General features: G+C 70.3%; 19 protein-coding genes. 8 read left to right on the forward strand and 11 right to left on the reverse strand.

All coding sequences use genetic code 11. The features are described 5' to 3' along the window. Positions 1–35 precede the first annotated feature (35 nt). The 3 genes from BJ964_RS10120 to moaC form a co-directional block, all read right to left on the reverse strand. Positions 36–1,253, reverse strand: coding sequence for a molybdopterin molybdotransferase MoeA (locus BJ964_RS10120; protein ID WP_188120444.1), 1,218 nt, complete (start codon positions 1,251–1,253; stop codon positions 36–38). A gap of 61 nt (positions 1,254–1,314) precedes the next feature. Continuing rightward, on the reverse strand, positions 1,315–1,812 hold the full coding sequence (locus tag BJ964_RS10125) for a MogA/MoaB family molybdenum cofactor biosynthesis protein (protein WP_188120445.1): 498 nt from the start codon (positions 1,810–1,812) through the stop codon (positions 1,315–1,317). After that, positions 1,785–2,276, reverse strand: coding sequence for a cyclic pyranopterin monophosphate synthase MoaC (gene moaC / locus BJ964_RS10130; RefSeq protein ID WP_188120446.1), 492 nt, complete (start codon positions 2,274–2,276; stop codon positions 1,785–1,787). Before moaC ends, BJ964_RS10125 begins: the two co-directional genes overlap by 28 nt. 373 nt (positions 2,277–2,649) lie before the next feature. On the opposite strand from moaC, the gene BJ964_RS10135 reads away from it, so the two are divergent. From BJ964_RS10135 to BJ964_RS10155, 5 genes are all read left to right on the forward strand, one after another. Then, entirely contained in the window at positions 2,650–5,145 is a 2,496-nt protein-coding gene (locus BJ964_RS10135; protein WP_188126877.1) for a putative bifunctional diguanylate cyclase/phosphodiesterase, read from the forward strand. Beyond that, positions 5,142–6,338, forward strand: a complete 1,197-nt coding sequence (locus tag BJ964_RS10140; protein ID WP_188120447.1) for a glycosyltransferase 87 family protein — start codon at positions 5,142–5,144, stop codon at positions 6,336–6,338. The genes BJ964_RS10135 and BJ964_RS10140 overlap by 4 nt, the downstream gene beginning before the upstream one ends. 23 nt (positions 6,339–6,361) lie before the next feature. Beyond that, positions 6,362–6,724, forward strand: coding sequence for a TFIIB-type zinc ribbon-containing protein (locus tag BJ964_RS10145; protein WP_188120448.1), 363 nt, complete (start codon positions 6,362–6,364; stop codon positions 6,722–6,724). 271 nt (positions 6,725–6,995) lie between these two features. Then, a complete protein-coding gene (locus tag BJ964_RS10150; protein ID WP_188120449.1) occupies positions 6,996–7,730 on the forward strand; it encodes a nucleotidyltransferase domain-containing protein in 735 nt (244 codons plus the stop codon). A gap of 259 nt (positions 7,731–7,989) precedes the next feature. Beyond that, positions 7,990–8,319, forward strand: coding sequence for a YbaB/EbfC family nucleoid-associated protein (locus BJ964_RS10155; protein ID WP_229807302.1), 330 nt, complete (start codon positions 7,990–7,992; stop codon positions 8,317–8,319). Between the two features lie 117 nt (positions 8,320–8,436). Here the strand turns inward: BJ964_RS10155 and dnaB are convergent, their stop codons facing one another. Continuing rightward, positions 8,437–9,879, reverse strand: coding sequence for a replicative DNA helicase (dnaB, locus tag BJ964_RS10160; RefSeq protein ID WP_188120450.1), 1,443 nt, complete (start codon positions 9,877–9,879; stop codon positions 8,437–8,439). A 525-nt stretch (positions 9,880–10,404) separates the two neighbouring features. On the opposite strand from dnaB, the gene BJ964_RS10165 reads away from it, so the two are divergent. Then, positions 10,405–13,944, forward strand: coding sequence for a YML083C domain-containing protein (locus tag BJ964_RS10165; protein ID WP_188120451.1), 3,540 nt, complete (start codon positions 10,405–10,407; stop codon positions 13,942–13,944). A gap of 89 nt (positions 13,945–14,033) precedes the next feature. On the opposite strand, the gene rplI is transcribed toward BJ964_RS10165, so the two are convergent. From rplI to BJ964_RS10190, 5 genes are all read right to left on the reverse strand, one after another. Beyond that, positions 14,034–14,483 (reverse strand): 50S ribosomal protein L9, encoded by a 450-nt coding sequence (gene rplI / locus BJ964_RS10170; protein ID WP_188120452.1) that lies wholly within the window; start codon positions 14,481–14,483, stop codon positions 14,034–14,036. A 14-nt stretch (positions 14,484–14,497) separates the two neighbouring features. Then, a complete protein-coding gene (gene rpsR, locus BJ964_RS10175; protein ID WP_007073789.1) occupies positions 14,498–14,737 on the reverse strand; it encodes a 30S ribosomal protein S18 in 240 nt (79 codons plus the stop codon). 40 nt (positions 14,738–14,777) lie between these two features. Next, on the reverse strand, positions 14,778–15,338 hold the full coding sequence (locus BJ964_RS10180) for a single-stranded DNA-binding protein (protein ID WP_188120453.1): 561 nt from the start codon (positions 15,336–15,338) through the stop codon (positions 14,778–14,780). A 64-nt stretch (positions 15,339–15,402) separates the two neighbouring features. Next, positions 15,403–15,693, reverse strand: coding sequence for a 30S ribosomal protein S6 (rpsF, locus tag BJ964_RS10185; RefSeq protein ID WP_183226522.1), 291 nt, complete (start codon positions 15,691–15,693; stop codon positions 15,403–15,405). 293 nt (positions 15,694–15,986) lie between these two features. Further along, the gene (locus BJ964_RS10190) at positions 15,987–17,003 is read right to left on the reverse strand and encodes a hypothetical protein (RefSeq protein WP_188120454.1); all 1,017 of its coding nucleotides are present in this window, start codon (positions 17,001–17,003) and stop codon (positions 15,987–15,989) included. 128 nt (positions 17,004–17,131) lie between these two features. Between BJ964_RS10190 and BJ964_RS10195 the strand changes: the two genes are divergently transcribed. Together BJ964_RS10195 and BJ964_RS47880 are read left to right on the forward strand one after the other, a co-directional pair. Beyond that, positions 17,132–17,908 carry a deoxyribonuclease IV gene (locus BJ964_RS10195; RefSeq protein WP_188120455.1) on the forward strand — a complete coding sequence of 259 codons (777 nt, stop codon included), beginning with the start codon at positions 17,132–17,134 and terminating at the stop codon, positions 17,906–17,908. 21 nt (positions 17,909–17,929) lie between these two features. After that, entirely contained in the window at positions 17,930–20,365 is a 2,436-nt protein-coding gene (locus BJ964_RS47880) for a hypothetical protein (RefSeq protein WP_229807301.1), read from the forward strand. On the opposite strand, the gene BJ964_RS10205 is transcribed toward BJ964_RS47880, so the two are convergent. Both BJ964_RS10205 and BJ964_RS10210 read right to left on the reverse strand, forming a co-directional pair. Further along, the gene (locus tag BJ964_RS10205; RefSeq protein ID WP_188120456.1) at positions 20,353–21,867 is read right to left on the reverse strand and encodes a glycosyltransferase family 87 protein; all 1,515 of its coding nucleotides are present in this window, start codon (positions 21,865–21,867) and stop codon (positions 20,353–20,355) included. The genes BJ964_RS47880 and BJ964_RS10205 overlap by 13 nt on opposite strands. Positions 21,868–21,998: 131 nt before the next feature. Then, a complete protein-coding gene (locus BJ964_RS10210; RefSeq protein ID WP_229807300.1) occupies positions 21,999–24,446 on the reverse strand; it encodes a transglycosylase domain-containing protein in 2,448 nt (815 codons plus the stop codon). Between the last annotated feature and the right edge of the window lie 306 nt (positions 24,447–24,752).

The raw sequence follows: 24,752 nt of genomic DNA on the forward strand, positions 1-24,752 counted from the left end.
GACGCCGGCGCCGGTCTCGGTGGGGTTCTCGGTGGTCACGGGCGCTCCCCGGGCGTCAGCGGAAGGGGCAGGAATCCGATGGTGTCGCCGGCGGCGGCCTGGGTGCCGGGGCGGACGACGGCGAAGCCGTGGGAGTTGGCGAGGCCGCGCAGCATGGCCGAGCCGACGTGGCCGACCGGGGTGGCGGTCCGGCCGGTGGTGTCGAGCGCGGCGAGGGCCAGGTGGGTGAAGTCGCCGCGGCCGGCGATCCTCGTGCCCGCGGTGACCTGCGGCAGTGGGGGCAGATCGCGGCCGCGCAGGCCGGCCAGCAGCGGCGCGACCAGGGTGACCAGGGCGATGATCGCGGATTGCGGGTTTCCGGGGAGGCCGGCGAGGAAGCGCGGGCGTCCGTCCGGGCCGGGCACCCGGGCCAGGAGCATCGGGAAGCCGGGGCGCACCGCGACGGTGTTGACGATGTACTCGGCGCCCAGCTCGGCGAGGGCGGGGTGCAGGTGGTCGACCGGGCCGTGCATGGTGCCGCCGGTGGTGCAGACCAGGTCGGCGGTGTCGAGGGCGGACCGGATGGCGTCGAGGTGTGCGTCGAGCGTGTCCTTGACCGGGCCGGTGACCGTGCCCACTCCTGCGCCGTAACGGCGCAGCCAGGACGGCACCTGCGGGCCGAGCGAGTCGCGGACCCGGCCGTTGCCGGGCGGGCCCGCGGTGAGCAGTTCGTCGCCGAAGACCAGGAGTGCGGCGCGCGGGACCGGGCGGACCTGGAGGGTCTCGTAGCCGCAGGTGGCGGCGACACCGATGACCGCCGGGTCGATCGCCGTGCCGGCGGGTAGCAACTCCTCGCCGCGGTGCGCCTCCTCGCCGGGCAGGCGCCAGTCGGGGACGGCCCTCGGTTCGCCGGTGACCCGGCCGTCCGGGCCGGTTGCCGAGTCCTCGATCCGGACCAGGGCGGTGGCGCCCTCCGGCACCATGGCGCCGGTGGCGATCTCGACGCAGTCGCCGTCCGTGGTGAGCGGGGGCGGGGTGCCGCCGGCCAGGACCCGGCCGACCGGGCGCCAGGGCGCCGGACCGCGGACCGCCCAACCGTCGATGCTCGAGGTGGGGAAGGCCGGCAGGTCGGTGAGGGCGCGCAGCGGCTCGGCCAGGGTCCGGCCGTCGGCCTCGCCCAGCGGAATCTCCTCGGCGCCGCCCGCCGCGGCCTGCCCCGCCGCGAAGGCGAGGGCTCGGGCCAGTTCCCAGTCCACAGGGGTCGACTCGGTCACCGGCGAAGCCTATCGCTCAGTGGTCGCCGCCCCGGAGTTGGTCCGGATCTGGTTCGAAGCGTCAGTGGTCGCCGCCCCGGATCTGGTCCACGGTGTGCGCGAGCAGCGGCCCGAGCACGGCCAGCCCGTCCTTGGCGCCGCCGGTCGAGCCGGGGAGATTCACGATCAGGGTGCGGCCGGCCACCCCGGCGAGCCCGCGGGAGAGAGCGGCGGCGGGGACCCGGTCGCGGCTGTGGGCGCGGATCGCCTCGGCGATGCCGGGGATCTCGAAGTCGAGCAGCCCGCGGGTGGCCTCCGGCGTGCGGTCGGTTGGTGTTACGCCGGTTCCGCCGCTGGTCAGGACCACGTCGACGCCGTCGGCGACGGCGGTGCGAAGCGCTTCGGCGACCGGGTCACCGTCCGGTACGACAACCGGCTCGCCCACCTCGCAGCCGAGCTCGCGCAGCCCGGTGACGAGCCGGGGGCCGCTGGTGTCGGCGTAGACCCCGGCCGCGGCCCGGTTGGAGGCGACGATCACGCGGGCCCGGATGGTCACGGCCGGTCCTCCGGGCGGATCCACTCGCCGGTCTTGCCGCCCTCTTTGCGCAGCACCCGGACCGATTCGATGCTGGCCGCCGGGTCCACCGCCTTGATCATGTCGATGAGCGCGAGGCCGGCCGTGGCGACGGCGGTGAGCGCTTCCATCTCGACGCCGGTCCGGTCGGCGGTCTTGGTGATCGCGGTGATCTCGACCGTGGTGGCGGTGGGCTCCAGTTCGACCTTCACGCCGTGCAACCCGATCGGGTGGCAGAGCGGAATCAGGTCGGGTGTCCGCTTCGCGCCCATGATCCCGGCCAGCCGGGCCACCGCGAGCGCGTCGCCCTTGGGCAGGCCGTCACGGCGCAGCAGGTCGATGACCTCAGCGGTGGTACGGACCCGGCCGGCCGCGACGGCACGGCGGTCGCTCACGGTTTTGCCGGAAACGTCGACCATCCGGGCGGCGCCGGTCTCGTCAACGTGGGTGAGTTGGCTTTCCTGGGGCATACCGGAAGCCTAGTTCGTTTGCCCTTCACATCTTGTCCACACTGCTCAGGGGGCATCTAGGTGGTAACGAAATAGAATTCGTCACGGCTGGACGATGCGATTCTCATCGCAATGAGTTTCCATTCAGAAACTGTCCGTGATGGCGTGGCAGGCTATTGCCGCATACTGCGCATACCGACACGATCTGCTGGAAATCAGCGTTACACGCGCCTAACTTATCCCCTGTCAGGACGACAGCGGACAAAGTGGAGGAAACGCCATGTACGGCGAAAAAGAGTGGGGCTGAAAATCGCGTAATGCGCGGACAGACGCTTATCAATTAGGTTGAGCCTTGAGCGACGATCCGGTCGCGCTCGGCTACGACAAGGAATCGATGACTCGCACACGAGGCGACGAAAACGTGACCGATCAGCGGCTTCGGCTGCTCATCGGTCTCGTCGTCGTTCTGGGGGTCTGCGCCACCGCGGGCTTCCTGGCGTACGCGCTGAGCCTCCCCGGCCCACCCCCGCACCCACTGGTCCTGGCCGTCTTCGGCGCCGGCCTGATCATCGCCAACCGGGTCCGGGTGCACGTCCGCGTCAAGTCCAACGTCGACAGCAACACCTGGGGCGAGGTCCCGGTCCTGATCGGACTGACGCTGATCCCGGCGCCCTGGGTGGTGTTCTGCACGATTGCCGCGATCACCGTGATCCGCTGCCTGAGCTGGCTCGGGCCGCAGAAGACCGCGTTCGGCATCGCCAAGGGCGCGCTCACCACCGGTGCGGCGGCGGCCGTCTTCCTGTTCTTCGACGTCCAGCCGGATCTGGTCCGGCCACCCTTCCCGATGCTCCCGATCGTGGCGGCGCTGATCGCCTTCATCGTGGTCGACCACCTCGCCTTCGTACCGGTGCTGTCGGTCGCGACCGGCGGCAGCCTGTGGCAGGTCGCGCTGCACGACTGGACCACCAAGCTCATCCTGCATCTCGGTGAGCTGGCGGCCACCCTGATCGTCGTCGGCGTGCTGGCCACCGGCACGAACCCGCTGCTCCTGCTGGTCGTCCCACTCGTTGTGGTGTGCATGCACCTGTGGCAGTCCCGCAGCGTCCGGACCCGGGAGGAACGGGAGTCGTGGCAGCGTCTGGCCAAGGCGACCGACGAGCTCAACGCGGTGGACCTCACCCAGGTGCTGCACTCGGCGACGACGCGGGCCGCGCAGATCTTCTCGGCGGTGGAGGCGGCCATCGACCTGGCCGCCCGGACCGTACGCGCCACCGAGACACACGTCCTCGCCGACGGCCCGCTGCTGGTCACCACACCTTCGCCGCCCGACGAGACCACCGTCGACCTGGTGGCGCACGACGGCAGCGTCCGGGTCGGGGTGCTGCGCCTGCGGTTCGGCGGGACGGTCCGGCTCACCGAGGTCGAGCAGTACAAGCTGCGTACCTTCGCGTCGGCGGTGTGCACCGCCATCCGGAACGCCCAGGCGTACGCCGAACTGGCCCGCATCGCCGCGGAGAACGCGCATGCCGCCGCACACGACCCGCTCACCGGCCTGGCCAACCGCCGCCGGCTGTACGAACACGCCGACCGTCTCTTCCGGTCCACCGCCCACACCGGCCTCTTCGCCCTGCTGCTGATCGACCTGAACCACTTCAAGGAGGTCAACGACACGCTCGGGCACGCCGCCGGCGACGAGGTGCTGCGCCAGGTGGCCGGCCGGCTGCGGGACGCGGCCGCCCCCGGTGACCTGGTCGCCCGGCTCGGCGGTGACGAGTTCGCGGTGCTGCTCACCGCTCTGCCGACGCCCGCGCTGGCCGGGCACCGGGCCACCGGCATGCTCGCCGCCCTGGACGCCGGCATCGAGGTCGAGGGCATGCAGCTGACCGTCGAGGCGGCCGGCGGCATCGCCCTGGCCGCCGGCACCGGCAGCGTCGAGGAGCTGATGCGCCGCGCCGACATCGCCATGTACCAGGCGAAACGCGCCGGCGAACCGACCTTCGTCTACGCCCACTCCCGGGACACCGCCGACCTGGACCGGCTGGTGCTCACCGGCGAGTTGCGGCGCGCGGTGGCCGAGCACGAGTTCACCGTCGACTTCCAGCCGATCGTCGACCTGGGCAGCGGCGAGGTGGTCGCGGCCGAGGCGCTGGCCCGGTGGCGGCACCCCCAGCAGGGCAATCTCACTCCGGTGCAGTTCCTCGAGACGGTCGAACGGTCCGGGCAGCTGCCGGCGTTCGCCGACGCGGTGCTGGAGCAGTCGCTGCTCGCCCTCCAGACCTGGCGGGAGGCGGGCTTCGACCTGCCGGTCGCCGTGAACGTGTCGCCGCGCAGCCTGCTCGACCCGAAATTCCCGGCGGCCGTGCTGACCCGGCTGTCCCGGCACGACGTCCCGGCGAACCGGCTGGTCCTCGAACTCACCGAGACCCTCACCGTGAGTCAGCTCGACGTGGTCGAACGAACCCTCGCCGAGCTGCGCAACGCCGGTGTCAAGCTGGCCATCGACGACTTCGGCACCGGTGTCTCGTCGCTCTCCGTGCTCTCCCGGATCCCGGTGCACCAACTCAAGATCGACCGGGAGTTCGTGGCCGGGGTGGAGACCTCGGCGGAGGCGGCCGCCGTCATCCGCACCACCGTCGACCTGGCCCGCAACCTGCACCTCACGGTCGTCGCCGAAGGCGTCGAGAGCGAACCGCAACGGCACGCCCTCTGGCAGCTCGGCTGCACGGCCGGGCAGGGACACCTGTTCGCCCGGCCGTACTCGGCGGTCCGATTCCTCAGCGTCCTGCGGCGCGGCTCGGGCGGACGGCCGGGCGTGCTGGCGGTGGCACTGCACGACGGGGGTTCGGTGGTCCGGCTGCCTGTGCGCCGTCTGCCAAACTTGCCCGCGTGACCAAGCCGTCCGATCGGGCCGTCGATCTGCTCCTCTACACGATCTCCGCGGTCTTCGCGCTGGTCACCGCCCTCACGTCGACGCTGCTGCCACACCGGGCGTGGGGCGCGATCGCCGCCTGCGGCTATCTGGCCGCGGCACTGCTCGTGTACGTGGTGGGCCGTCGCGACATCCTGACCTGGGCCACCTGGGGAGCGGTGGCGATGCTTCCGCTCGTCGTGCAGGCGGCGCAGCGGGCCGGTGGGCGTACCGACCGGGCCCAGGAGGAGGTGGTCGTCGTCGAGCACATGGGTGAATCGCTGCTGCACACCGGCACGCCCTACCTGAGCCGCGCCGAGATCGCCGCCATCCCGCTCGACGAACGCCTGCTCGGCTACCGCCCCTACCAACCCGGCATGTCCCTCTTCGGGCTGCCCCGGGCCATCGCGGGTGATCACTGGTGGACCGACGCCCGCATCTGGTTCGCGATCGTCACGGTGGCCGCGCTGGTTGCCGCCGTCACCCTTCTGCGTCCGTCAAACCCCTCGATCGTACGGGCGATGCAGGCGGCCACCGTCCTGCCCGTGACGGCGCTGACCCTCGCCACCGGTGGGGACGACATCCCCGTACTGGCGCTGTGCCTGCTGGCCCTGGCCCTGTTCGCGAGCGGCCGCCCCGGATGGGCCGGAGTCGCCGTCGGCGCGGCCGCCGGGCTCAAACTCTTCGCGCTCCCCGTGGTGGCCGTCCTCGCGGCGCTGTCCATCGCCACCGGCACCTGGCGGCGCCTGCTGCCCGGCGCCCTCGGCATCCCGGTGCTCGCCGTGCTCCCGCCCCTGCTGGTGAACCCCGACGCCCTCATCGAGAACGTCTTCCGCTTCACCCTCGGACACGGCCTCGTGACGAGCCCCGCACAGTCCCCGTTCCCCGGGTACCTGATCTCCCAGGCGGTTCCCGGCGGCCGCTACATCGCCGCCGGGCTGCTCGTGGCCGCGGCCGCCGTCATCGGGGTGCTCCTGGTGCGCCGCCCACCGCGTACCGCTGCCACCGCCGCCCTCTTCTGCGGATACGGGCTTCTCGCCGCGATCCTGTTGATGCCCACGACACGGTTCGGCTACCTGCTCTACCCGGTCGCCCTACTGCTCTGGGCGCCCGCCCTGCGGATGTTCTCCGGTCGCACTCAGCAAGCACACAGCTTCTTCCGCCCCACGGCATGACACAGCCTTGTACCGTCATTGAAATGCATATGACCTGTCCCAAGTGTCACGGCGAGATGCGGGTCTACGAGCGCAGCGGCGTCACGATCGACCAGTGCACCGAGTGCCGCGGAATCTTCCTGGACCGTGGCGAGCTCGAGAAGCTCTTCGCGGCCGAAGCCACCTACAACAACCGGCCCGGCACCGGAGCGCCGGTTCCCCCGCCGCCCCCGCCGCCGGCCCACCACCAGCCGGGTTACGCGCCGCCTCCGCCGCAGCCCGCCTACGGCGCGCCGGCCGCCCACTACCCGCCCGCCGCGCCGATGTACGGGCACCGGGGCCACTACCGGCGCGCCCACCACGGCCACTACCGCCGGCGCGGCTTCTTGCACGACCTCTTCGACTGAGCTGGGCTAGCTTTGCTGCGCTTCGCTCCGCGGCAAAACGCTGGGCTAGCTTTGCTGCGCTTCGCTCCGCGGCAAAACGCCTTGTAACCGGTGTCGAGGCAGGCGATTTCCCGCCGCAGCACACCCCGCTGCGTCGGCAAATCGCTTGCCTCGACACCGGCGGCGTTTTGCGGGGACGTTGAGTGCACCGCCGTCCAGCTTGGGGTGACCGCTCCGCGGCTGGACGGGTATTGGCGTGCCTCGCTGTGCGGGTTGTGCCACGGTGAGGGTTATGTCTGGTGATCGGCCCGTGGATGTGGCGGCGCGGCTTGTGCGGGAGCGGTTTTCGGGGGCGCTTGCGGCCTTTCTCGGGGGGAGCGCGCCTACCGGGCGACGGACGCCGTGGTCGGATCTGGACATCGTCGTGGTTCTGGACGGGCCGCCCGCCCCGTTTCGGGAGACGCTGCGGTTCGAGGGCTGGATCGTCGAGCTGTTCGTGCAGACGGAGACCTCGATCGAGTACTACTGGGGTGTCGATGCCGAGCGGCGGCGTACTCCACTGCTGCGGATGGTGGCCGACGGCGTGATCCTGGCCGGTGGTGACGGCGCGGCGCCGGCCTTCCAGGAGCGGGCCGTCGCACTGCTGGCGGCCGGTCCTGCGGCGCCGGACGCCGAGACGGTCGACTATCAGCGGTACCTGTTGACCGATCTGGTGGACGATCTGCGCGGCTGTACCGACCCGGTGGAACTCGCCTATCTGGCGGCGACCCTGATGCTGGCGGCCTCCGACTTCCTTCTCCTGGCCGGGAATCGGTGGTCAGCGCGGGGCAAGTGGCTGCCCCGGCGCATCGGCGAGGTGGACCCGGACCTTCCCGGACGACTCGTGGCCGGCCAGCGGGCGGTGGTCGTAGACGGCGACCGGGAGCCGCTCATCGCCGCCGTGCTGGCTGTCCTCGACTCCGCGGGCGGACCTCTTCAAGAAGGTTTCATGCTGTCCGGCAAAGATCCCGGCCGAAACTCAGAGTGACTGCTCGGAAGCGCCGCGGCTCCATATTGCGCGTTTTGCCCCGCAAGAACTCATCGATTTTTGCTCGCTGAATTGCCAGCACGGTGGCGTTCATCACTCATAGTAATTACAAGACGGAGTCATTTCGCTACTTAAGAGTGAACTATTTCGATAGGCTTCTCTTTTCGTGTGCGTTACGAAGTTACTGGAATACGCAACGTCGCGGATCTTGGGTATTGTCTCCTCGCCCCCCACTGTCGCGGCGAACGGAGGAAGAACCGTGACTGGAATCACCGATCACTCCCTGCGGAACGACCTGGAAGACGTCTACGGCCGGTATGAGGAGATGCGTTCCGGAGTGGACGAGCTCCAGCGCAGCCTGGCCACCATGCAGGTGAGCGCCGAATCCGAGGACGGCGTCGTCCACGCCACCGTCGATGCGGACGGCCGGCTCGTCGACCTCCGCCTCGACCAGCAGGCCTGCCGGGATTGGAACGTGGAAACCCTGGCTCGCGTCATCGTGGAAACAGTCCAGCACGCCTCTGCTGGCACATCACGCGAGATCGAAAGTCTGGTGACCAATCACCGCAGCCCGGACAGCGAGGACTAATAGCACCCCCGGCCCCCAGAAGCGCGGCGCACGTCTCCACCCCGGACGAATTACGCGCCGCGCCCGGCCACTTTCTTCTTCGGGCGGCACTACGCCGTACCGAGGAAAATGTCGTTTTTAGATCGCCATGTCGATGAAGCGCGACAGGTGCAGCTGAGCGGCCACCGTCACGGTGTCGGTGGGGCCGTTACGGTGCTTGGCCACGATGAAGTCGGCCTCGCCCGCGCGTGGCGACTCCTTGTCGTAGTAGTCGTCACGGTGCAGCAGGATGACCACGTCGGCGTCCTGCTCGATCGAGCCGGACTCACGCAGGTCGGACAGCTGGGGCCGCTTGTCGGTGCGCTGCTCGGGGCCACGGTTCAGCTGGCTGACCGCGATCACCGGACACTCGATCTCCTTGGCCAGCAGCTTCAGGCCACGGGAGAGCTCCGAGACCTCCTGCTGACGGCTCTCGGTCTTCTTCGGCGAGGACATCAGCTGGAGATAGTCGATCACCAGGAGGCGCAGGTTGTGGCGCTGCTTGAGGCGGCGCGCCTTGGCCCGGATCTCCATGAGGTTCATGTTCGGCGTGTCGTCCACGAAGATCGGCGCCTGACTGATCTCGCCCATCCGGCGGGCCAGCTTGGTCCAGTCGTCGTCGGAGAGCTGGCCGGAACGCAGCGTGTGCAGCGGCACCCGCGCCTCGGCGGAGAGCAGGCGCATCACCATCTCGATCTTGCTCATTTCGAGCGAGAAGATGGCGCTGGCGTGACCGTGCTGGATCGCGGCGTTGCGGGCGAAGTCCATGCTCGCGGTCGACTTACCGAGACCGGGACGACCGGCCACGATGATCAGCTGGCCGGCGTGCAGGCCGTTGAGGAGGCGGTCGAGGTCCTGGAAGCCGGTGGGCACACCGGTCATCACGCCACCGGAGGCGCCGACCGCCTCGATCTCGTCGAGGGTGGGCTGGAGCATGTCGCCGAGGGCCGCGAAATCCTCGCTGACCCGCTTTTCGGTCACGTCGTAGATGGCCTGCTGGGCCAGGTCGACGATGTCGTCCACGTCGCGGCCGCCGTGGCCGTTCGCGCCGTAGCCCAGCTGGACGATCTTGGTGCCGGCCTCGACGAGGCGGCGGAGGATGGCCCGCTCGGAGACGATCCGGGCGTAGTAGGCCGCGTTTGCCGCGGTGGGGACGCTCTCGATCAGGGTGTGCAGGTACGGCACACCGCCGATGCGCTGGAGGTCACCGGAGTCGGCGAGGGCCGCCGCGACGGTCAGGGCGTCGGCCGGCTCGCCCCGCCCGTACAGATCGAGGATGACGTCGTAGATCGTCGCGTGGACCGGGCGGTAGAAGTCGGTGACCTTGAGGATCTCCACGACGTCCGCGATCGCGTCCTTGGAGAGCAGCATGCCGCCCAGGACACCCTGCTCGGCCGCCACGTCCTGGGGTGGGGCCTTGTCGTAGCCGCCACCACCGTCCTGTGGCCCCTTGCCGTTCCCGCCGCCGCCCCCGTTGAAGGAGCCGCCACCGCCCTGGGACGGCGGCCGCGACTCCGGCCTCGCGTCGTCGGTGATCGACACCCCGGACTCCCCCTCCACTCGGCCATGGCCGCTCTCACGATCGAACCGCCTCGGTACATCCCTTTCGACTGATCCGGCACCGGATTCAGTGGTTCGCTCCGATCAAAGTCAGCACGTGAGGCTGGACCACTGTACGAATCACCGACCCGCCCGCCCAACTGCTCCGGTGGACGAGTCTCTGGACAACCTGTGGACAGCCCCGGCGACTCCTGTGGGTAGCCCTGTGCACACCATGTGGATAACTCTCGGGTGCGACGAACCCGAGCAGGGGATTTGCTGTTCTGACCTGTGGAGGGCAGAAAAGGTTCTGGATCTGCGGAAATACCGGCTCGGGTGAGCAAGCCGTCGCACTGAGGCGTTGCGGTTCCGTCTCAGGCACGTCACCCTTTCCAGGTGGACCAACGGGAGTGGGACTACGGCACCCGCATGTCGCGCAGTCGGCGCGCTGCGGGGTCTTGGCCCACCCGGGAACCGGAGATCGCGGAGCCGGAGCCCCGTTGGGCCTCTCTGACCGACACCGGCAGCATGGCTCCCAGCGACGAGGCACTGACCTGGCAGCAGCGCGCCGACGACTGGGCGCAGCAGGCCGAGATCGAGCCCTACCAGGGTGGCGGCGGCCAGGCCGTGGAGCCGGCCAACCGCTGGTCCTCCGAGGTGACCTCCACCGGGCGGCCGACCTTCCCGGCCGACGGCGTCGGCTGGCGCACCGAGACCGCCGAGTGGCGGGCCACCGGGGCGCGCTGGCGGCAGACCACCGAGTGGCGGTCGTCCACCGGGTCGCACGTGTGGCGTTCCACCACCGAGAGCTGGCAGGACGAGGAGGAGCAGCGGGCCGCCGCGGAGCGGGAGAAACCCTCCATACCCGGCACGGCGTGGCCCACCCCCGAGTTGGAGGCCGAGACGCCGTCCTGGCGCCGGAGCGACCCCGACACGTCCTCGTCCTGGCGGCGGAGCGATCCGGACACGTCGTCGTCCTGGCGGCGCACCGACGGCCCCGCCGTGACCAGCCCGGTCGAGCAGACCTGGTCGAAGAGCAACCCGTCGTGGCAGCAGCCGTCGGCACAGCAGCCGTCGACTCAGACGCCGAGCTGGCAGCAGCCGCAACAGCCGCAGACGCCGAGCTGGCAGCAGCCCTCCGCCGCGGCACCGTCGTGGCAGCAGCCGCAGCAGCCGCAGCAGACGCAGCAGACGCCGTCCTGGCAGCAGCCGTCCACGCAGACCCCGTCCTGGAAGGAACCCCAGCAGACCCCGTCCTGGCAGCAGCCCTCCGCCCAGCTGCCGTCCCGCCGACGGGAGACGGAGACCGGGGCCCCGTCCTGGAACCGTTCCGACAACCCGCCGCCGGGGGAGAACACCACCGGCATACCCCGCTGGGAGCGGACCGAGGCGCCCGGCTGGCAGCGTTCGGCCGCCGAGGACGCGCGTCACCTGGTCCGTGAGGACGACCGGGCGGCGTGGCGCCGCGAGGCGGACTACACCGAGCGGCCCACCCGGGTCGGCCGCCGCCGTGCCGCCGAGAGCGGCGGCGCCCCGGCCGGTGGCACCGGCTGGACGAGCGGTGCCGACACCGACAACTGGGCCGGCCACACCGACACCGGCAGCATCCCCGTCGTCTCCGACCAGGCGCTCTCCCCGGACGCGACCACCTGGGGCGCCCGGTCCGCCCCGCCGTCGCGCCGTGAACGCGGGCGGTATGCCGAACCCCCGCCGCCACCGCCGGAGCAGCCGCCGGCCCAGCGTGGCCAGCCGGAGCCCCGGCCGGGCAAGCCGCGCTACAACGCCAACCCGACGAACTGGCGCGAGGACACCGCCTCCTGGGACGCGGAGCAGGACACCAGCAACTGGACCCGGGATCCGGACACCGGCCAGTGGAGCCGTGCGGAGGACGACCCACGGGTCCTCGCCTGGCGGGCCGAGGCGGCTCGTCGCGAGTCGACGAAGCCGGACGAGCCGGGCGGTGACGGCGGGCGTCGCCCGCGGCGTGCGGAACCGGTCGGTGGGGTGCCCGGCGGGCCGCTGCCGAGCAGCTCCGTCCCCGGCCCCTCGGAGACCGGTGCGACCTGGCCGACGAGCGCCATGCCCGGCAGCCGTCCACGGAGCGCCCTGCCCGGGCCGATAAGCCCGGTCGACGACACTCAGGCGGGCCGGCGGCGGCGCGCCGAGGAGCAGACGTACCCCACCGGCAGTGCGGGCCGCCGGCGGGCGCCCGAGCCGCCCATGGCCGAGCCGATCGGTCCGGCGGCGCGGCGGGCCCCGCAGGAGCCCCGGCGTGAACCCGACGACTATCCACCGCCCGGTGGCCGGCCGGGTCCGCGGCCGCCGCAGTGGTCGGATCCCGGTGGACAGGCGCCGCGCCGGTCCGCGTACCGGGACGAGCCCTACGGGGGCGGCCGGCGTGAACTCCCGGCCGGCAGCTCGGGGCCGTCCTACCCACAGCCGGGGCCGGGTTATCCACAGCGCTCGGAGCCGTCGTACCCGCAGCAGTCCGGGCCGTCCTGGTCCGAGCCGTCGCGCCCGGAGCCCTCACGCCCGGAGCAGCCGTCCTGGTCCGAGCCGTCGCGCCCGGAGCCCTCGCGCCCGGACCAGCCGTCCTGGTCCGACCCGTCGTGGTCGGTGCAGGAGCAGCCGCAGCGCGGCCTTCCGCCGCGCGGCTCAGCGCCGCAGCAACGGCCCTACGGCACCCCGGCGGGCGCGCTTCCGGCCGGGCCGTCCGCCCCGGAGCAGCCCACCTACGGGGGTACGCCACGCGAGCTGCCGCCCGGCCGTTCCGGGTACGGCAGCCCGGCCGCCGAGTCGACGTCGAGCGGGCTGTCCTGGCTCGAGCAGGAACGTCAGCGGCTCCAGGAACCCCAGGGCCCGGCGTACGGCGGTGCCGGCGGCCCGTCCTGGCTGGACCAGGAACGGCAGCAGCGGTCACCCAGCGCCCCGACCTCCAGCGGCCCGTCCTGGCTGGACCAGGAACGCCAGCAGCGATCAGCCAGCGCCCCGACCTCCAGCGGCCCCGCCTGGCTGGACCAGGAACGCCAGCAGCGGTCACCCAGCGCCCCGACCTCCAGCGGCCCCGCCTGGCTGGAGCAGGAACGGCAGCGGCCGGCCCAGCAGGGACCGACCTACGGCAGCGCCCGCGCCCTGCCGGCCGGCAGTGACGCCGGGTCACGCTGGACCGATCCCGCCGGGACCGGCGGCCCCCGGGCGCTGCCCACCGGAGGCGGCGCCTCGTCCTGGTCGGAGCAGCAGAAGCCGGCGTACGGCGACGGCGACCTGTCCGGTCGCTGGCCGGACCCGCTGGCGGACCAGTCCGGCCGGGGTGGCTACGGCGACCAGGGCGCCGGTGGTGGTTTCGGTGAGCGCCCGCCCATGGCGGACTGGCTCGCCGCCGAACGCGCCAACCGGCGCGGGGCCGACTATCGAGGGAGCGCCGGGCAGGACGGTGAGACCGACTGGCGCCAGGAGCTGTCCCGCCAAAATGAACTCGCCGAGGGCGAGTCCCGCCGTTACGACACGTCGGACTTTCCCCCCTTTCGGCCAAGTGGCTCGGCCGCGGTCGCCGGAGCGTCGAATCTGGCCCTGAGCGCCACGTCAGTGATCTCGACAGCCCCGGGGGGTGACTCCCCTACCGGGGACGACACTTCGTGGCCGCCACGGCGTTCCACGGGCGCTTTCCAGGGCACCGGATCGTACGAGCGGCGGCCGATGAGCGGCGATCTCCTCGCCGGTCGCTCGCCCGACCTGCTGGACCCGGTCGACGACGAGGAAGAGCCGGAGGTCAGCAGCCCGCTGGCCGCGGTTGGCTACACCGTCGTGTGGTACGGCGTACCGGTCGTGCTCTTCGTCCTGGCGATGTTCCTGCTGAACAGCGGGCAACGTTCGACCGCGCTGGACACGCTGGCCGGTGCCGCACCCGAGTTCGGCATCGCACTCGTGCTGAGCATGCTGGTGGCCTTCGGCCTTCGGTCGGCGACGACGGCCTGGAAGTCGCCGAGCATCGGCCTGGCGGCGGCGGTGGTCGGTGGCGGCCTGGCCACCGTGTTGAGTTCCGCCATCACCGGCAACAGCCTGAGCTAGCCGGCTGCGGCCGGAAACAGCCGGCTGCGGGCCAGGAACACGAAAGGCGCCCCGGGCGAGCCCGGAGCGCCTTCGGCGTAGTGCGGAGACTACTTGGCGGCCACCACGTTCACCGGGAACGTCGCGGTCACCTCGGGGTGAAGCTTGACCTGCACGTTGTACGAGCCGGTGGTCTTGATGTGACCCGGGAGCTCGAGACGACGCCGGTCGAGAGCCGGACCGCCGGCGGCCTTGACCGCGTCGACGATCTCGGCCGGGGTGATCGAGCCGAAGAGGCGGCCACCGTTGCCGGAGCGCGCCTTCAGCGTGACCTTGAGGCCGGCCAGCTGGCCCTTGACCTCGTTGGCCTGGCCCAGGTCACGGATCTCACGAGCCTCGCGGGCCCGCTTGATCACGACGACCTGCTTCTCGGCGCCCTTGGTCCACTGGATCGCGAACCCCTGCGGGAGCAGGTAGTTGCGGCCGTAGCCGTTCTTCACCTCGACGATGTCGCCGGGGGTGCCGAGGCCGGACACTTCATGAGTGAGGATGATCTTCATCTCGGTGCCCCCTCTCAGCGCGCCGTGGCCGTGTACGGCAGGAGCGCCATCTCACGGGCGTTCTTGACCGCGCGGGCGATCTGCCGCTGCTGCTGGGAGGTCACACCGGTGACGCGGCGGGCACGAATCTTGCCGCGGTCGGAGATGAACTTCCGCAGGAGCGCGGTGTCCTTGTAGTCGATGTAGGTGATCCCGTCCTTGTCGAGCGGGTTCACCTTCTTCTTCGGCTTGCGAAGCGCCGCAGCCTTAGCCATTGCTCAAACTCCTGTTAGTGATCCTGGAAAGCCCGGAGGCTCAGAAGGGAGGCTCGTCGTCGAACGAGGAGTTGCCGCCGCCACCGCCGGAACGGTTGCCGCCGGCCGGAGCAGCCGTGGCCCAGGGGTCGTCGAAGTCGTTGCTGTTGCCACGACCGCCGCCGCTGTTGCCGCCGGACTGCCGGTTGCCACCACCGCCGGAGGAGCCGAAACCGCCCCCTCCGCCGCCGCCGGACCTGCTCGCCTTCTGCACCTTCGCCGTGGCGTAGCGCAGGGACGGGCCGATCTCGTCGACCTCGAGCTCATAGACGGTGCGCTTCTCGCCCTCTTTGGTCTCGTAGGACCGCTGGCGCAGCCGACCCTGCACGATCACCCGAGCGCCACGTGTCAGCGACTCGGCGACGTGCTCGGCGGCGTCGCGCCAGATGTTGCACGCGAGGAAGAGTGGCTCGCCGTCTTTCCATTCGCCCGTTTGCCGATCCAAGGTCCGCGGCGTCGAAGCGATGCGGAACTTGGCGACCGCCGCACCCGAAGGGGTGAAACGGAGCTCCGGGTCGTCGGTCAGGTTGCCGACGACCGTGATGGTGGTTTCTCCTGCCATGAACTTCTCCTCGCCGCTTCAGTCGTTGCCGCAAAGGGTCTCAGGACCCTCTGACAAAAACGCCTCAGCGGGTCTCGGGACGGATGACCTTGGTACGCAGGATGGACTCGTTCAGCCGCAGCTGACGGTCCAGCTCGGCCACGGCCTCGGGCGTCGCCTGCAGGTCGACGACCGCGTAGATGCCTTCAGCCTTCTTGTTGATCTCGAACGAGAGCCGGCGACGGCCCCAGATGTCGAGCTTCTCCACCGAGCCACCCGCGGTCCTGATCACGTTCAGGTACTGGTCGAGCGACGGGGCGACGGTGCGCTCCTCGAGCGAAGGGTCGAGGATCACCATGAGTTCGTAATGACGCAAGACTTTCTCACCTCCTGTGGGCTATGCGGCCACGGTATTTCCGTGGCAGGAGGTCTTGTGTCGAACGCAGAAGGAAAGCCGTGGGAGTCAAGCGCCCACGGCGGACACACTGCGAACCGAGCCAGCATACCCACGCGGGCCGCCACGCCAAAACGACGGCCCCGTCCGGGTGGACGGGGCCGTCGACGGGAGCCGCGGGGCGCCCGTCCCGATTCGTTGGGTGGGACCTGGGGAGGAACGACCACACCGATGAGGTTGGGCGCGCACGCCCCGCGGAGCTTGCTAGGACGAGCTTAGACCATATTTGTACGAGATGCACGTTGTGACGCGATTGCCCGAATCGCAGCGGTCGCCACGCCCAGGACGCAGACCAGGGCGGTCAGGCCCAGCAGGCCGAGCGGGTGCCCCTCGTCGATCCGGCCCACCGCGGCGACCGGCTCGGCGGCCGCGATACTGCCCGTCGCGGTCGTCTCCGCGGCCGGCCCCGCCCCGGCCGTCGTGGGCGGGGCGACGTCCTCCCGGGCCGGGGGCTGCGGCGCGGTTACGGCGTCGGGCAGGATCGTCCTCCGGTCTCCGGGCGGCATGCCGGCGAACGCGGGCGTGCCGATCCCCGTACCCCTGATGATCTTGTCTTTGATCCGCGGCGCGACGCCGCCCTGCGGCAAGGCCTGTGCCGCGATGTTCACGTTCCGCATCGCGGTGGCCGGCCTCGGGTCGGAGGGGTGGCGGACCCCCGAGCGCCCGGACTTCGGCTGGCCCCGGTCGGGACGCGAATGCGGCGCCAGACCATCGGGCAGATCCGAACCGAAGGTACGGGAGTGCGCCGGCGATCCCGGTCCGGCCGGTTTGGCCACCGTCACCGCGGCGCCGTTCCCGCCGGAGGGGACCGGAACCGGGTCGGACTGGGCCGTGGAGTCCGTCGGCGTGGCCGTGACCAGCATCGGAACCGGATTCTCATCGAGGGGGCAGTCCGGTGTGAGCAGCACCTCGGTGGTGCCGCGCCGGAACATGACCTCGGCCGTACCGTTCGCGGGAATGGTGCCCTTCGGTGCTCCGGCGAGCTTGAGCTGGGCGTCGTGCCCGGTCTGGTTGACCACCCGGACGACGCTGCTGGCCGGCACCCTCATCGACTCGACGTTCGGCTTCGACCCGCAGGACAGGCCGAGCATCCCACCGCCGCCGAAACTGACCTGGCGATCGTTCCCCTCGAGCTGTTCGGCACTCGCCGTCCCGTTCGTGAGCAGCGGCACGCCGAAGATCAACGCACTCAACCCCAGCGCCGCCATCCGGTATCGGAACTGCCGCGACATGCACCATCCCCTAGTCCACCGCCGGGCGCGCCCGGCAATTCGTCAAGCGTGATCAATGAGCTAACGAGGAGCGGCGGAGGCCGGTGACGCGACGGGAGAGCGTCGTACCCGCGTCGTAGGCTCGTCCCATGCGCATCGGAGCCCATGTCGATTCCGCCGACCCGCTGGCCGAGGCCGCCGCCCGCGGGGCCGACGCCGTGCAGTTCTTCCTGACCGACCCGCAGAAATACAACTCGCCCAAACCACGCGAGGACGCGGAGCGGATCCGGGCTTCCGAGGTGGAGGTGTTCGTGCATGCGCCGTACATCGTGAATGTCGCCTCGCTGAACAACCGGATCCGCATCCCCAGCCGCAAACTGCTGATGGCGCACGCCCGCGCCGCCGCCGAGCTGGGCGCGAAGGGCCTGATCGTGCACGGCGGGCACGTCGGCGCGGGCGCCGATCTCACCGCCGGCTTCACGAACTGGCGAAAGGCCTTCGAGTATGCGGAGAGCGAAGGCGGCCTCCCGCTTCCGGTGCTGATCGAGAACACCGCGGGTGGGGACAACGCGTGCGCCCGCCGCTTCGACGATCTGGCCCGCCTGTGGGACGAGGTCGGCCGCTTCGGGGCCGGGTTCTGCCTGGACACCTGCCATGCGTTCGCGGGCGGGGAGGATCTGACCGGCATCGTCGACCGGATCAAGTCGATCACCGGACGGATCGACCTGATCCACGCCAACGATTCGAAGGGTGGATTCGACTCCGGCCAGGACCGCCACGACAACATCGGCAATGGGAAGATCGATCCCGAGTTGGTGGTGGCCGCGATCCGGGCTTCCGGTGCTCCCGCCATTGTGGAGACGCCGGGCGGGGTGAAGGGGCAGAGCGCCGACATCGCCCTTCTGCGGGAGCGGGCGGGCAGCTGACGTAGGGCCACCGGGAGGGTCATGACCGAGCAGCCGCAACCGAAGTCGTCCGTGGCCGCCGCGGAGACTTCCGCGCGCCGTGGGCCGCGGCGGTTGCTCGGGCTCCTGCCGCCGCGGCGTGCGACCACACCGGTGAGCAAGAAGGACGAACCCGGCGACGGTACGGCGGAGTCGCCCAGCGGCAAGGCCGGCCGCTCGGAGAAGACCGCGCCCGAAGCAAGGACCGGGACTTCGGAGAAGACCGCGCCGAAGGCAAGGGCCGGAACGCCGGAGAAGGCCGCACCCGACGCGAAGAGCGGGACGCTGGAGAAGAAGGCGGGCACTCCGGCGACGGAGAAGTCGCCGACGGCGAAGGACGCCCGCCCGCCCGGCGCGCCACCGGATCCGTGGAGTGCCTTCGCCGCGATCCCGGAGCAGCCACCCAGCCTCTTCCGGCGGGCGCTGCGGGCGCTGAGCCGGTCGGTCATCCATGAGTACGCGCTCGTCGTCTACGCCGGCTGCCTGCTCGCCGTGATGATGACCTGGCCCACCCTGCGCTATCCGATGCACACGCTGCCGCAGGACCTCGGCGACCCGACCCGCCAGGCGTGGCGCGTCGCCTGGGCCGGGCATGCGGTGATCGACGACCCGGCCCGGCTGTGGCAGTCGAACGCCTACTACCCGCAGAAGGACAGTTTCGCCTTCGGCGACAGCCTGTTCGGGTACGCATTCGCCGGGATGCTCGGCGACGGCCCGAGTGCCGCGATCCTGCGGTACAACATCCTGTTCGTGCTGGCCCACGCGCTACTGCTGATCGGTGCCTACGCCCTGGTCCGCCAACTCGGCGCCCGGCCCACCGGTGCGGCGGTGGCGGCGGTCGCGTTCGCCTACGCGCCGTGGCGGCTGGCGCAGGAGGGGCATCTCAACATCATCTCGGCGGGCGCCATCCCGCTGGCACTGGCCATGCTCGCGCGCGGGCACGGCTGTTCGCTGCGGTACGGCTTCCGGCCCGGGCGCCGGCGCGCCGCCTGGGCCGCCGCCGGGTGGCTGATGGCGATCTGGCAACTCACGCTCGGCTTCTCCCTGGGCATTCCGTTCGCGTACCTGCTGGCCCTGATCCTGATCACGCTGGTCGTCACCGGGTCGATCAGCGGTTTCCGCCAGTCCCGGCGAGCGAAGCGCGCCGCGGCTGTGCCCGGACGGCGCTGGAGCCTGCGGCGTGGCAAGCGCGCGGCGCCGGCGGAGCCGGAGGTGCGGCCGGTGGCGGCACCGCTGAAGCCCGGTGTGACCGGGCCGGAGACGCCGCCGGCGACCGATCCGCAGGCGGCCGGCCGGCCGAGGTCCGAGGTTCAGGTGGCCGCTTCGATGGAGGTGGGCAAGGCCACGCCAAAGCCGGGACCGCGTACCGATGTGCTGGAGAGCCCACCCCGGCGACGGTGGATCAGCCTGGGCCGTTACCTGGCGGGCCCGTCCAGGCCGGAGCGGAAACCGGTCATCGGCTGGCTGCTCACCAACATCAACATCCTGGGCGCGACGATCTTCCTGTCCGTCGGCATTCTGATGGCCGTGCCGTACATCCGGCTCAAGGACACCGGATCACGGATCGAGGAGATCACCTTTTTCTCGCCACCGCTGCGGAGTCTGTTGATCGGCCCGGCCGAGTCCCGCGTCTGGGGCGCCGCACACGCCACCCCACGGGCCTCGCTCGGCTGGGCCGCAGAGATGTCCCTGCTTCCCGGCTTCGCGCTGTACGCCCTGGCCCTGGCCGGCCTGTTCCTCTCGGTGTGGCGGCTGCGGCACCGCGCGCTGCTGATCACCGGTCTCGTGGTCACGGTGATCCTCACCCTGGGGACCAACTTCTTCGGCGGCCACTGGACGTACCTGCCGCTGTTCAGCCATTTCCCGGCCTCGTTCGATCTGCGCATCCCGGGCCGCCTGATGCTCTGGGTGACCCTGCTGCTGGCGATCCTGGCGGCGGGCGCGGTGGACGACTTCGTCCGCCGGATCGAGCACTGGGCCGCCCAGCGGATCCCACCGTGGCCCGGGCCGTGGCTGCGCCTGGCGACGTTGATCCCGCTGATCCTGGTGGCCCTGGAGGGCTGGAACACCACGGCACACCCGCAGGTGGCCGCGCAACCGGCTGCTCTGCGTACCGTCCCCGGACCGATGCTGGTCCTGCCCACCGCGGACCTGACCGATCAGACCGTGCAGCTGTGGACCACCTCGCGGTTCCAGCAGATCGCCAACGGTGGAGGCGGTTTCAACACGGCCCAGCAGAACGAGTTGCGTGCCAAGGCGGCCGGCTTCCCGGACGCGACAAGCATCGAGTACCTGGAGTCGATCGGCGTCCGGAAGGTTCTGCTGCTGCGTGACCAGGTGGCCGGCACCTCCTGGGAGGACGCCGCCGACCTGCCGGTGGACGCGTTGCAGATCCGCCGGGAGGATCTCCCGGACGCCGTCGTCTTCTACCTCAACTGAACGACCGGGCCGGGCTCGTCCGGGAGAACCGGCGCCTCCTGGGACGGGCCCACCCGGAAGTAGCCGCGGAACGCGGTGAGCCAGGAGGCCTCCGGACCGTCGAGCGGGCCGGCGTCCGGGTCCGCGCCGCCGTAGGAGCGCCGGACATCGTCCAGTTCCGGCCGCCAGACCTCGCGGGCCACCAGGAAGAACAACACCGCCACGGTGACCAGGCGCAGGGTGGAGGCCAGAACGAAGGTGCCCTCCGGGATGACGGTCTTGCCGCCGGCACCGATCAGCTCGGCGTAGAAGGCGGCCAGGTAGCCGATCTCGGCGATGGTCCACGCGATGACGGCACCCCACTTGGGACGGGCCAGTGCGATCAGCGGAAGCAGCCAGAGCACGTACTGCTGGGACCACACCTTGCTGAAGATCAGGAAGGCGGCGACCACGAGGAAGGCGAGCTGGCTGATCCGCGGACGACGCGGAGCGAGCAGGCCCAACAGCAGGATGCCCACACAGGAGAGACCGAAAAGCGCGTACGAAAGGTAGTTGAGGGTCGGGGTGTGGTCGCTGAGCCACTGGAACGGGCCCTGGTCGCCCACCGTGCCCGCGTTCCACTTCCCGTCCAGGTAACGCCCGATGTACCAGAACGTGCCCCAGTCGACCGGCCGCTCCGAGTTGAGCCGGAAGAACCGCAGCCAGCTCTCGTGCCAGAAGACCATGACCGGCAGGTTGACCAGCAGCCAGGTCGCACCCGTGGCGAGGAACGAGCTGATGAACGGCCGCAACCGCCCGGTGCGCAGCGCCACGATGAGGATCGGCCCGAGGATGAACAGCGGCCACAGTTTGGCCGCCGCGCCCAGCCCGAAGAGCACCCCGGCCGCGACCGGACGCCGTCGCGCCCAGAGGAACAGGCCGAGGGCGAACAGTCCGATGGCCAGGAAGTCCCAGTTGATCGTGGCGGTGACCAGCACGATCGGGGAGGCCGCGAGGATCGCCGCGTCCCATGGCCGGCGGCGCCGCAACGCCAGGACCACAGCGACGCTGAGGACCGCGAACAGGCAGAGCACCAGCGCGTTGACGTTGTAGAACCAGCTGCCCTGGTTGATGTTCGGGTGGCTCTCGCCGTACGCGTGCACCGGCAGCCCCAGCATGCCCATGAAGTAGCCGGTGACCACCGGGTACTCGACCGGGTGGTCGACGTAGGGCACCTTGCCCTCGTTCAGGCCCTCGGCGTAGTAGAGCGCCAGCACGTCGGTGTAGCAGTACCGGGTGTACTGGACGTTGTTCTGCCAGTTGCCGTCCATGCAGGGCGATTTCTGCACCCAGGAGAGCGCCAGGACCAGGCAGGCCAGCGCCATCACGATGCGCGGCGCGGTCCAGAACCGGCCGGGCCGGGAGCCGGGTGGCACGGCGTGTGCGCCGAGTGGGCCGCCGATGGCTTGGGAGAGTCCCCGCACGAAACCGTCCGAGGTGGCATTCGCGACGTCAGGCCGATCGGTGGGCGGTTGGGCGCTCATGCCTTGGCATCATGCCGCATCAACGGCCGCGAGGGGTGACAGGCCACGGTGGCGTCCCGATCTTCACAGGTGTCCCATACGAAACGGCGCCCACCTCGTCGAGGTGGGCGCCGTTGTCAACGATCGGGGCGTCAATCGCCGTCTTCGTCGTTTCCGTTTCCGGTGTTGTTGCCGCCGTTCGGGCCACCGTTGTTCCCACCCGGGCCGGCGGGGCCGCCGGTGATCTGGCACAGCGGGTTGTCCGGGAAGGTCTGGCAGAACTGGCTGTTCTGGTCGGTGGTGGGCACCTCGACCGGGGCGACACCGTTGGCGTACTCGCTGTTCTCGTTACCGGTCGGGATGCGCTCGGGGAAGTCTTTCTCCTCCCACTTCATCGCCTCGGCCGTGGTCTCGATGAACTCTTCCCAGATGGCGGCCGGAGTGCCGGAGCCGAACATCGGGCCGCCGTCGGCCTCTTTCAGGGAGACACGGTTACCGGAGCCACCCACCCAGACGGTCGCGGCCAGCTGCGGGATGCCACCGACGAACCAGGTGTCACCGTTCAGGTTCTGGCCGTTGACCTTGACTTCCCAGGTACCACTCTTGGCGACCGACTCACGGCCGCTGATCGTGTTGCCGGCGTGCTCGGGGATCTTGGACATGACGCCGAGCAGGTCGGACATCTTGTCGGCGGCGAAGACCCGGTTTCCGCTCTTGTCCGCGCTGTGGATGACCTTCTCGGCGCCGGTCTTGCCGTCACGCTGCTTGATCGTCTTGATGAAGTGCGCGTTGTGGTGCACACCCTCGTTCACGATGGTGGCGACACCCTCGGCGTGCTCCAGCGGAAGCACCCGGTACTGGCCGAACGCGACCTCGTTGTCGAAGTTGTTCTTCCACGTGGCGGCCTTGGTCTTGTCCAGGTCGATCTTGTCGCCGTCGTCGTTCCACATGGTGCTGACACCGGCGGCGTTCGCGGCCGCGATCACCTTGTCCTGGCCGATGCCTTCCGCGATCCAGTAGAACGGGAAGTTGTACGACTTGACGGTCGCGGTCTCCAGGTCACAGTGCGTGATCTTGCCGCCACAGACACTGTTGTCGTCCGCACCGGCGTTGCTGATCTTGCCGCCGCCGACCTTCTCCTTGGTGCCGTCCCAGATCGTCTTGAAGGAGATGTCCTCCTTCAGGCCGGCCGCCAAGGTGTAGATCTTGAAGGTCGAGCCCGGGGACTGGCCACCGTTCGCCGGAACACCACTGCCGTCACCGGACATGTAGCCGGCGTAGTCGATGCCGTTCGGGTCGTCACCGCCGTAGTACCCGAGCACCTCGCCGTTCGTCGGGTCGATACCGATCACCGCGGCCTGGTACTTCCGCGAGCGCAGCGCGTACATCGGCGAGGTCTTGCTCAGCTTCGACCCGGCCTTCTCCGCCGCCGCCTGCACCTTCGGGTTGATCGTGGTGGTGATCGTGAAGCCGCCCTGCTTGAGCGCCTCCTCCGAGATGCCGAGCTGCTTCAGCTCGTACTGCACGTGCCGCAGAACCATGCCGACCGGCTTCTGATCGGGGCTCTTCTTGTTACTGGCCTTGGCGATCGGCTTGACCGCCGGGTACTTCCGGGCCTCGTACTCGGCCTTCGGGATCCAGCCCATCTCGTACATGTTCCGCATGGTGTACTCCCAGCGGTCCATGGCGTCTTTTTTGTTGTAGTTGGGGTCGTAGCCCGCGTGCGTGTCGGTCGGGTAGGGCTGCTTGATGATCGAAGCGAGCACCGCCGCCTCGTACGCGTTGATCGCGTTCTTGGCGTTCGTCTTCACCGACTTGCCGAAGTAACCCTGAGCCGCCGCCTCGACGCCGTAACGTCCCTCACCGAGGTCGATGTAGTTCAGGTACATGCCCATGATCTCGGGCTTCTCGTACTCCGACTCGAGCTTCCGGGCGATCACCGCCTCGCGCAGCTTGCGGCTGTAGCTGATCTCCTTCTCGTCAGCCACGTGCCGGGCGTACTGCTGGGTGATGGTCGAGGCGCCCTGCCGGTCGCCGCCGGTGAAGTTGTTCCACGCGGCGCGGGCGATGCCCTTCATGTCGATGCCGTTGTGCGTGTAGAAGTTCTTGTCCTCGGCGGCCGCGACAGCTTTCTGCATGACGTCGCTGATCTGCTGGTACGGCACGTTGATCCGGGGTTCGCCCTCTTTCGCGAGGACGTTCTTGCCGGTGGCGTCGTAGATGATGTTCATCTGCGCCTCCGCCTCCGGCGTGGGCAGCTTGACGTCGTCGAAGAAGTAGGTGCCACCGACGATGCCGACGCCGAGCATGATGACCAGCACGGCGGCGGCCGCGGTCAGGATGTTGGCGCGCCGGTACTTCTTGTCGGCCTTGCTACGGGGCCTCTTGCCGCCGGACCCACCGGAGCCGCCGGATCCACCACCGCCGCCGCCGGGAGGCCCACCGCCGCCCGGTGGCACGGAGGCGCGGCCACCGATGGACGCGCCGCCCACCGAGGCACGGCCGCCGACCGGGGCGGCGCCCACCGAGGCACGGCCGCCGACCGGGGCACGGCCGGGGGCGGAGCCGACGGATGCCCGGCCGGCACCGGCGGAGCCCACCGACGCCCGTCCCGGCTGACCGCCTACCGAGGCGGCACCGGATGGACGCCGGTAAGCGTCCGGGCCGGGCCTGGCCTCGTCGGCTGGCTGGTCGTCAGGCGTGGAAGCAGCGGACGGCCCGGGCACTCGTACCCGGGCTCGTGCGGACTGCGGATCGCCGTACGCGTTCATTCCCTCACACCTACCGGTCGCGGGGGCGCGGTCGGGAGGCCCGGACGAGCCGTCCCCACACTGCGCCTCGAGCGGGCGTTATGGGCTGCGGTCCCGGCAGCCCCCTTGTCATGTGCCTGCGCGGACCGTACGCCG

Origin of the sequence: Actinoplanes lobatus (genome assembly GCF_014205215.1) — a bacterium.
Taxonomy (GTDB): Bacteria; Actinomycetota; Actinomycetes; order Mycobacteriales; family Micromonosporaceae; genus Actinoplanes; species Actinoplanes lobatus.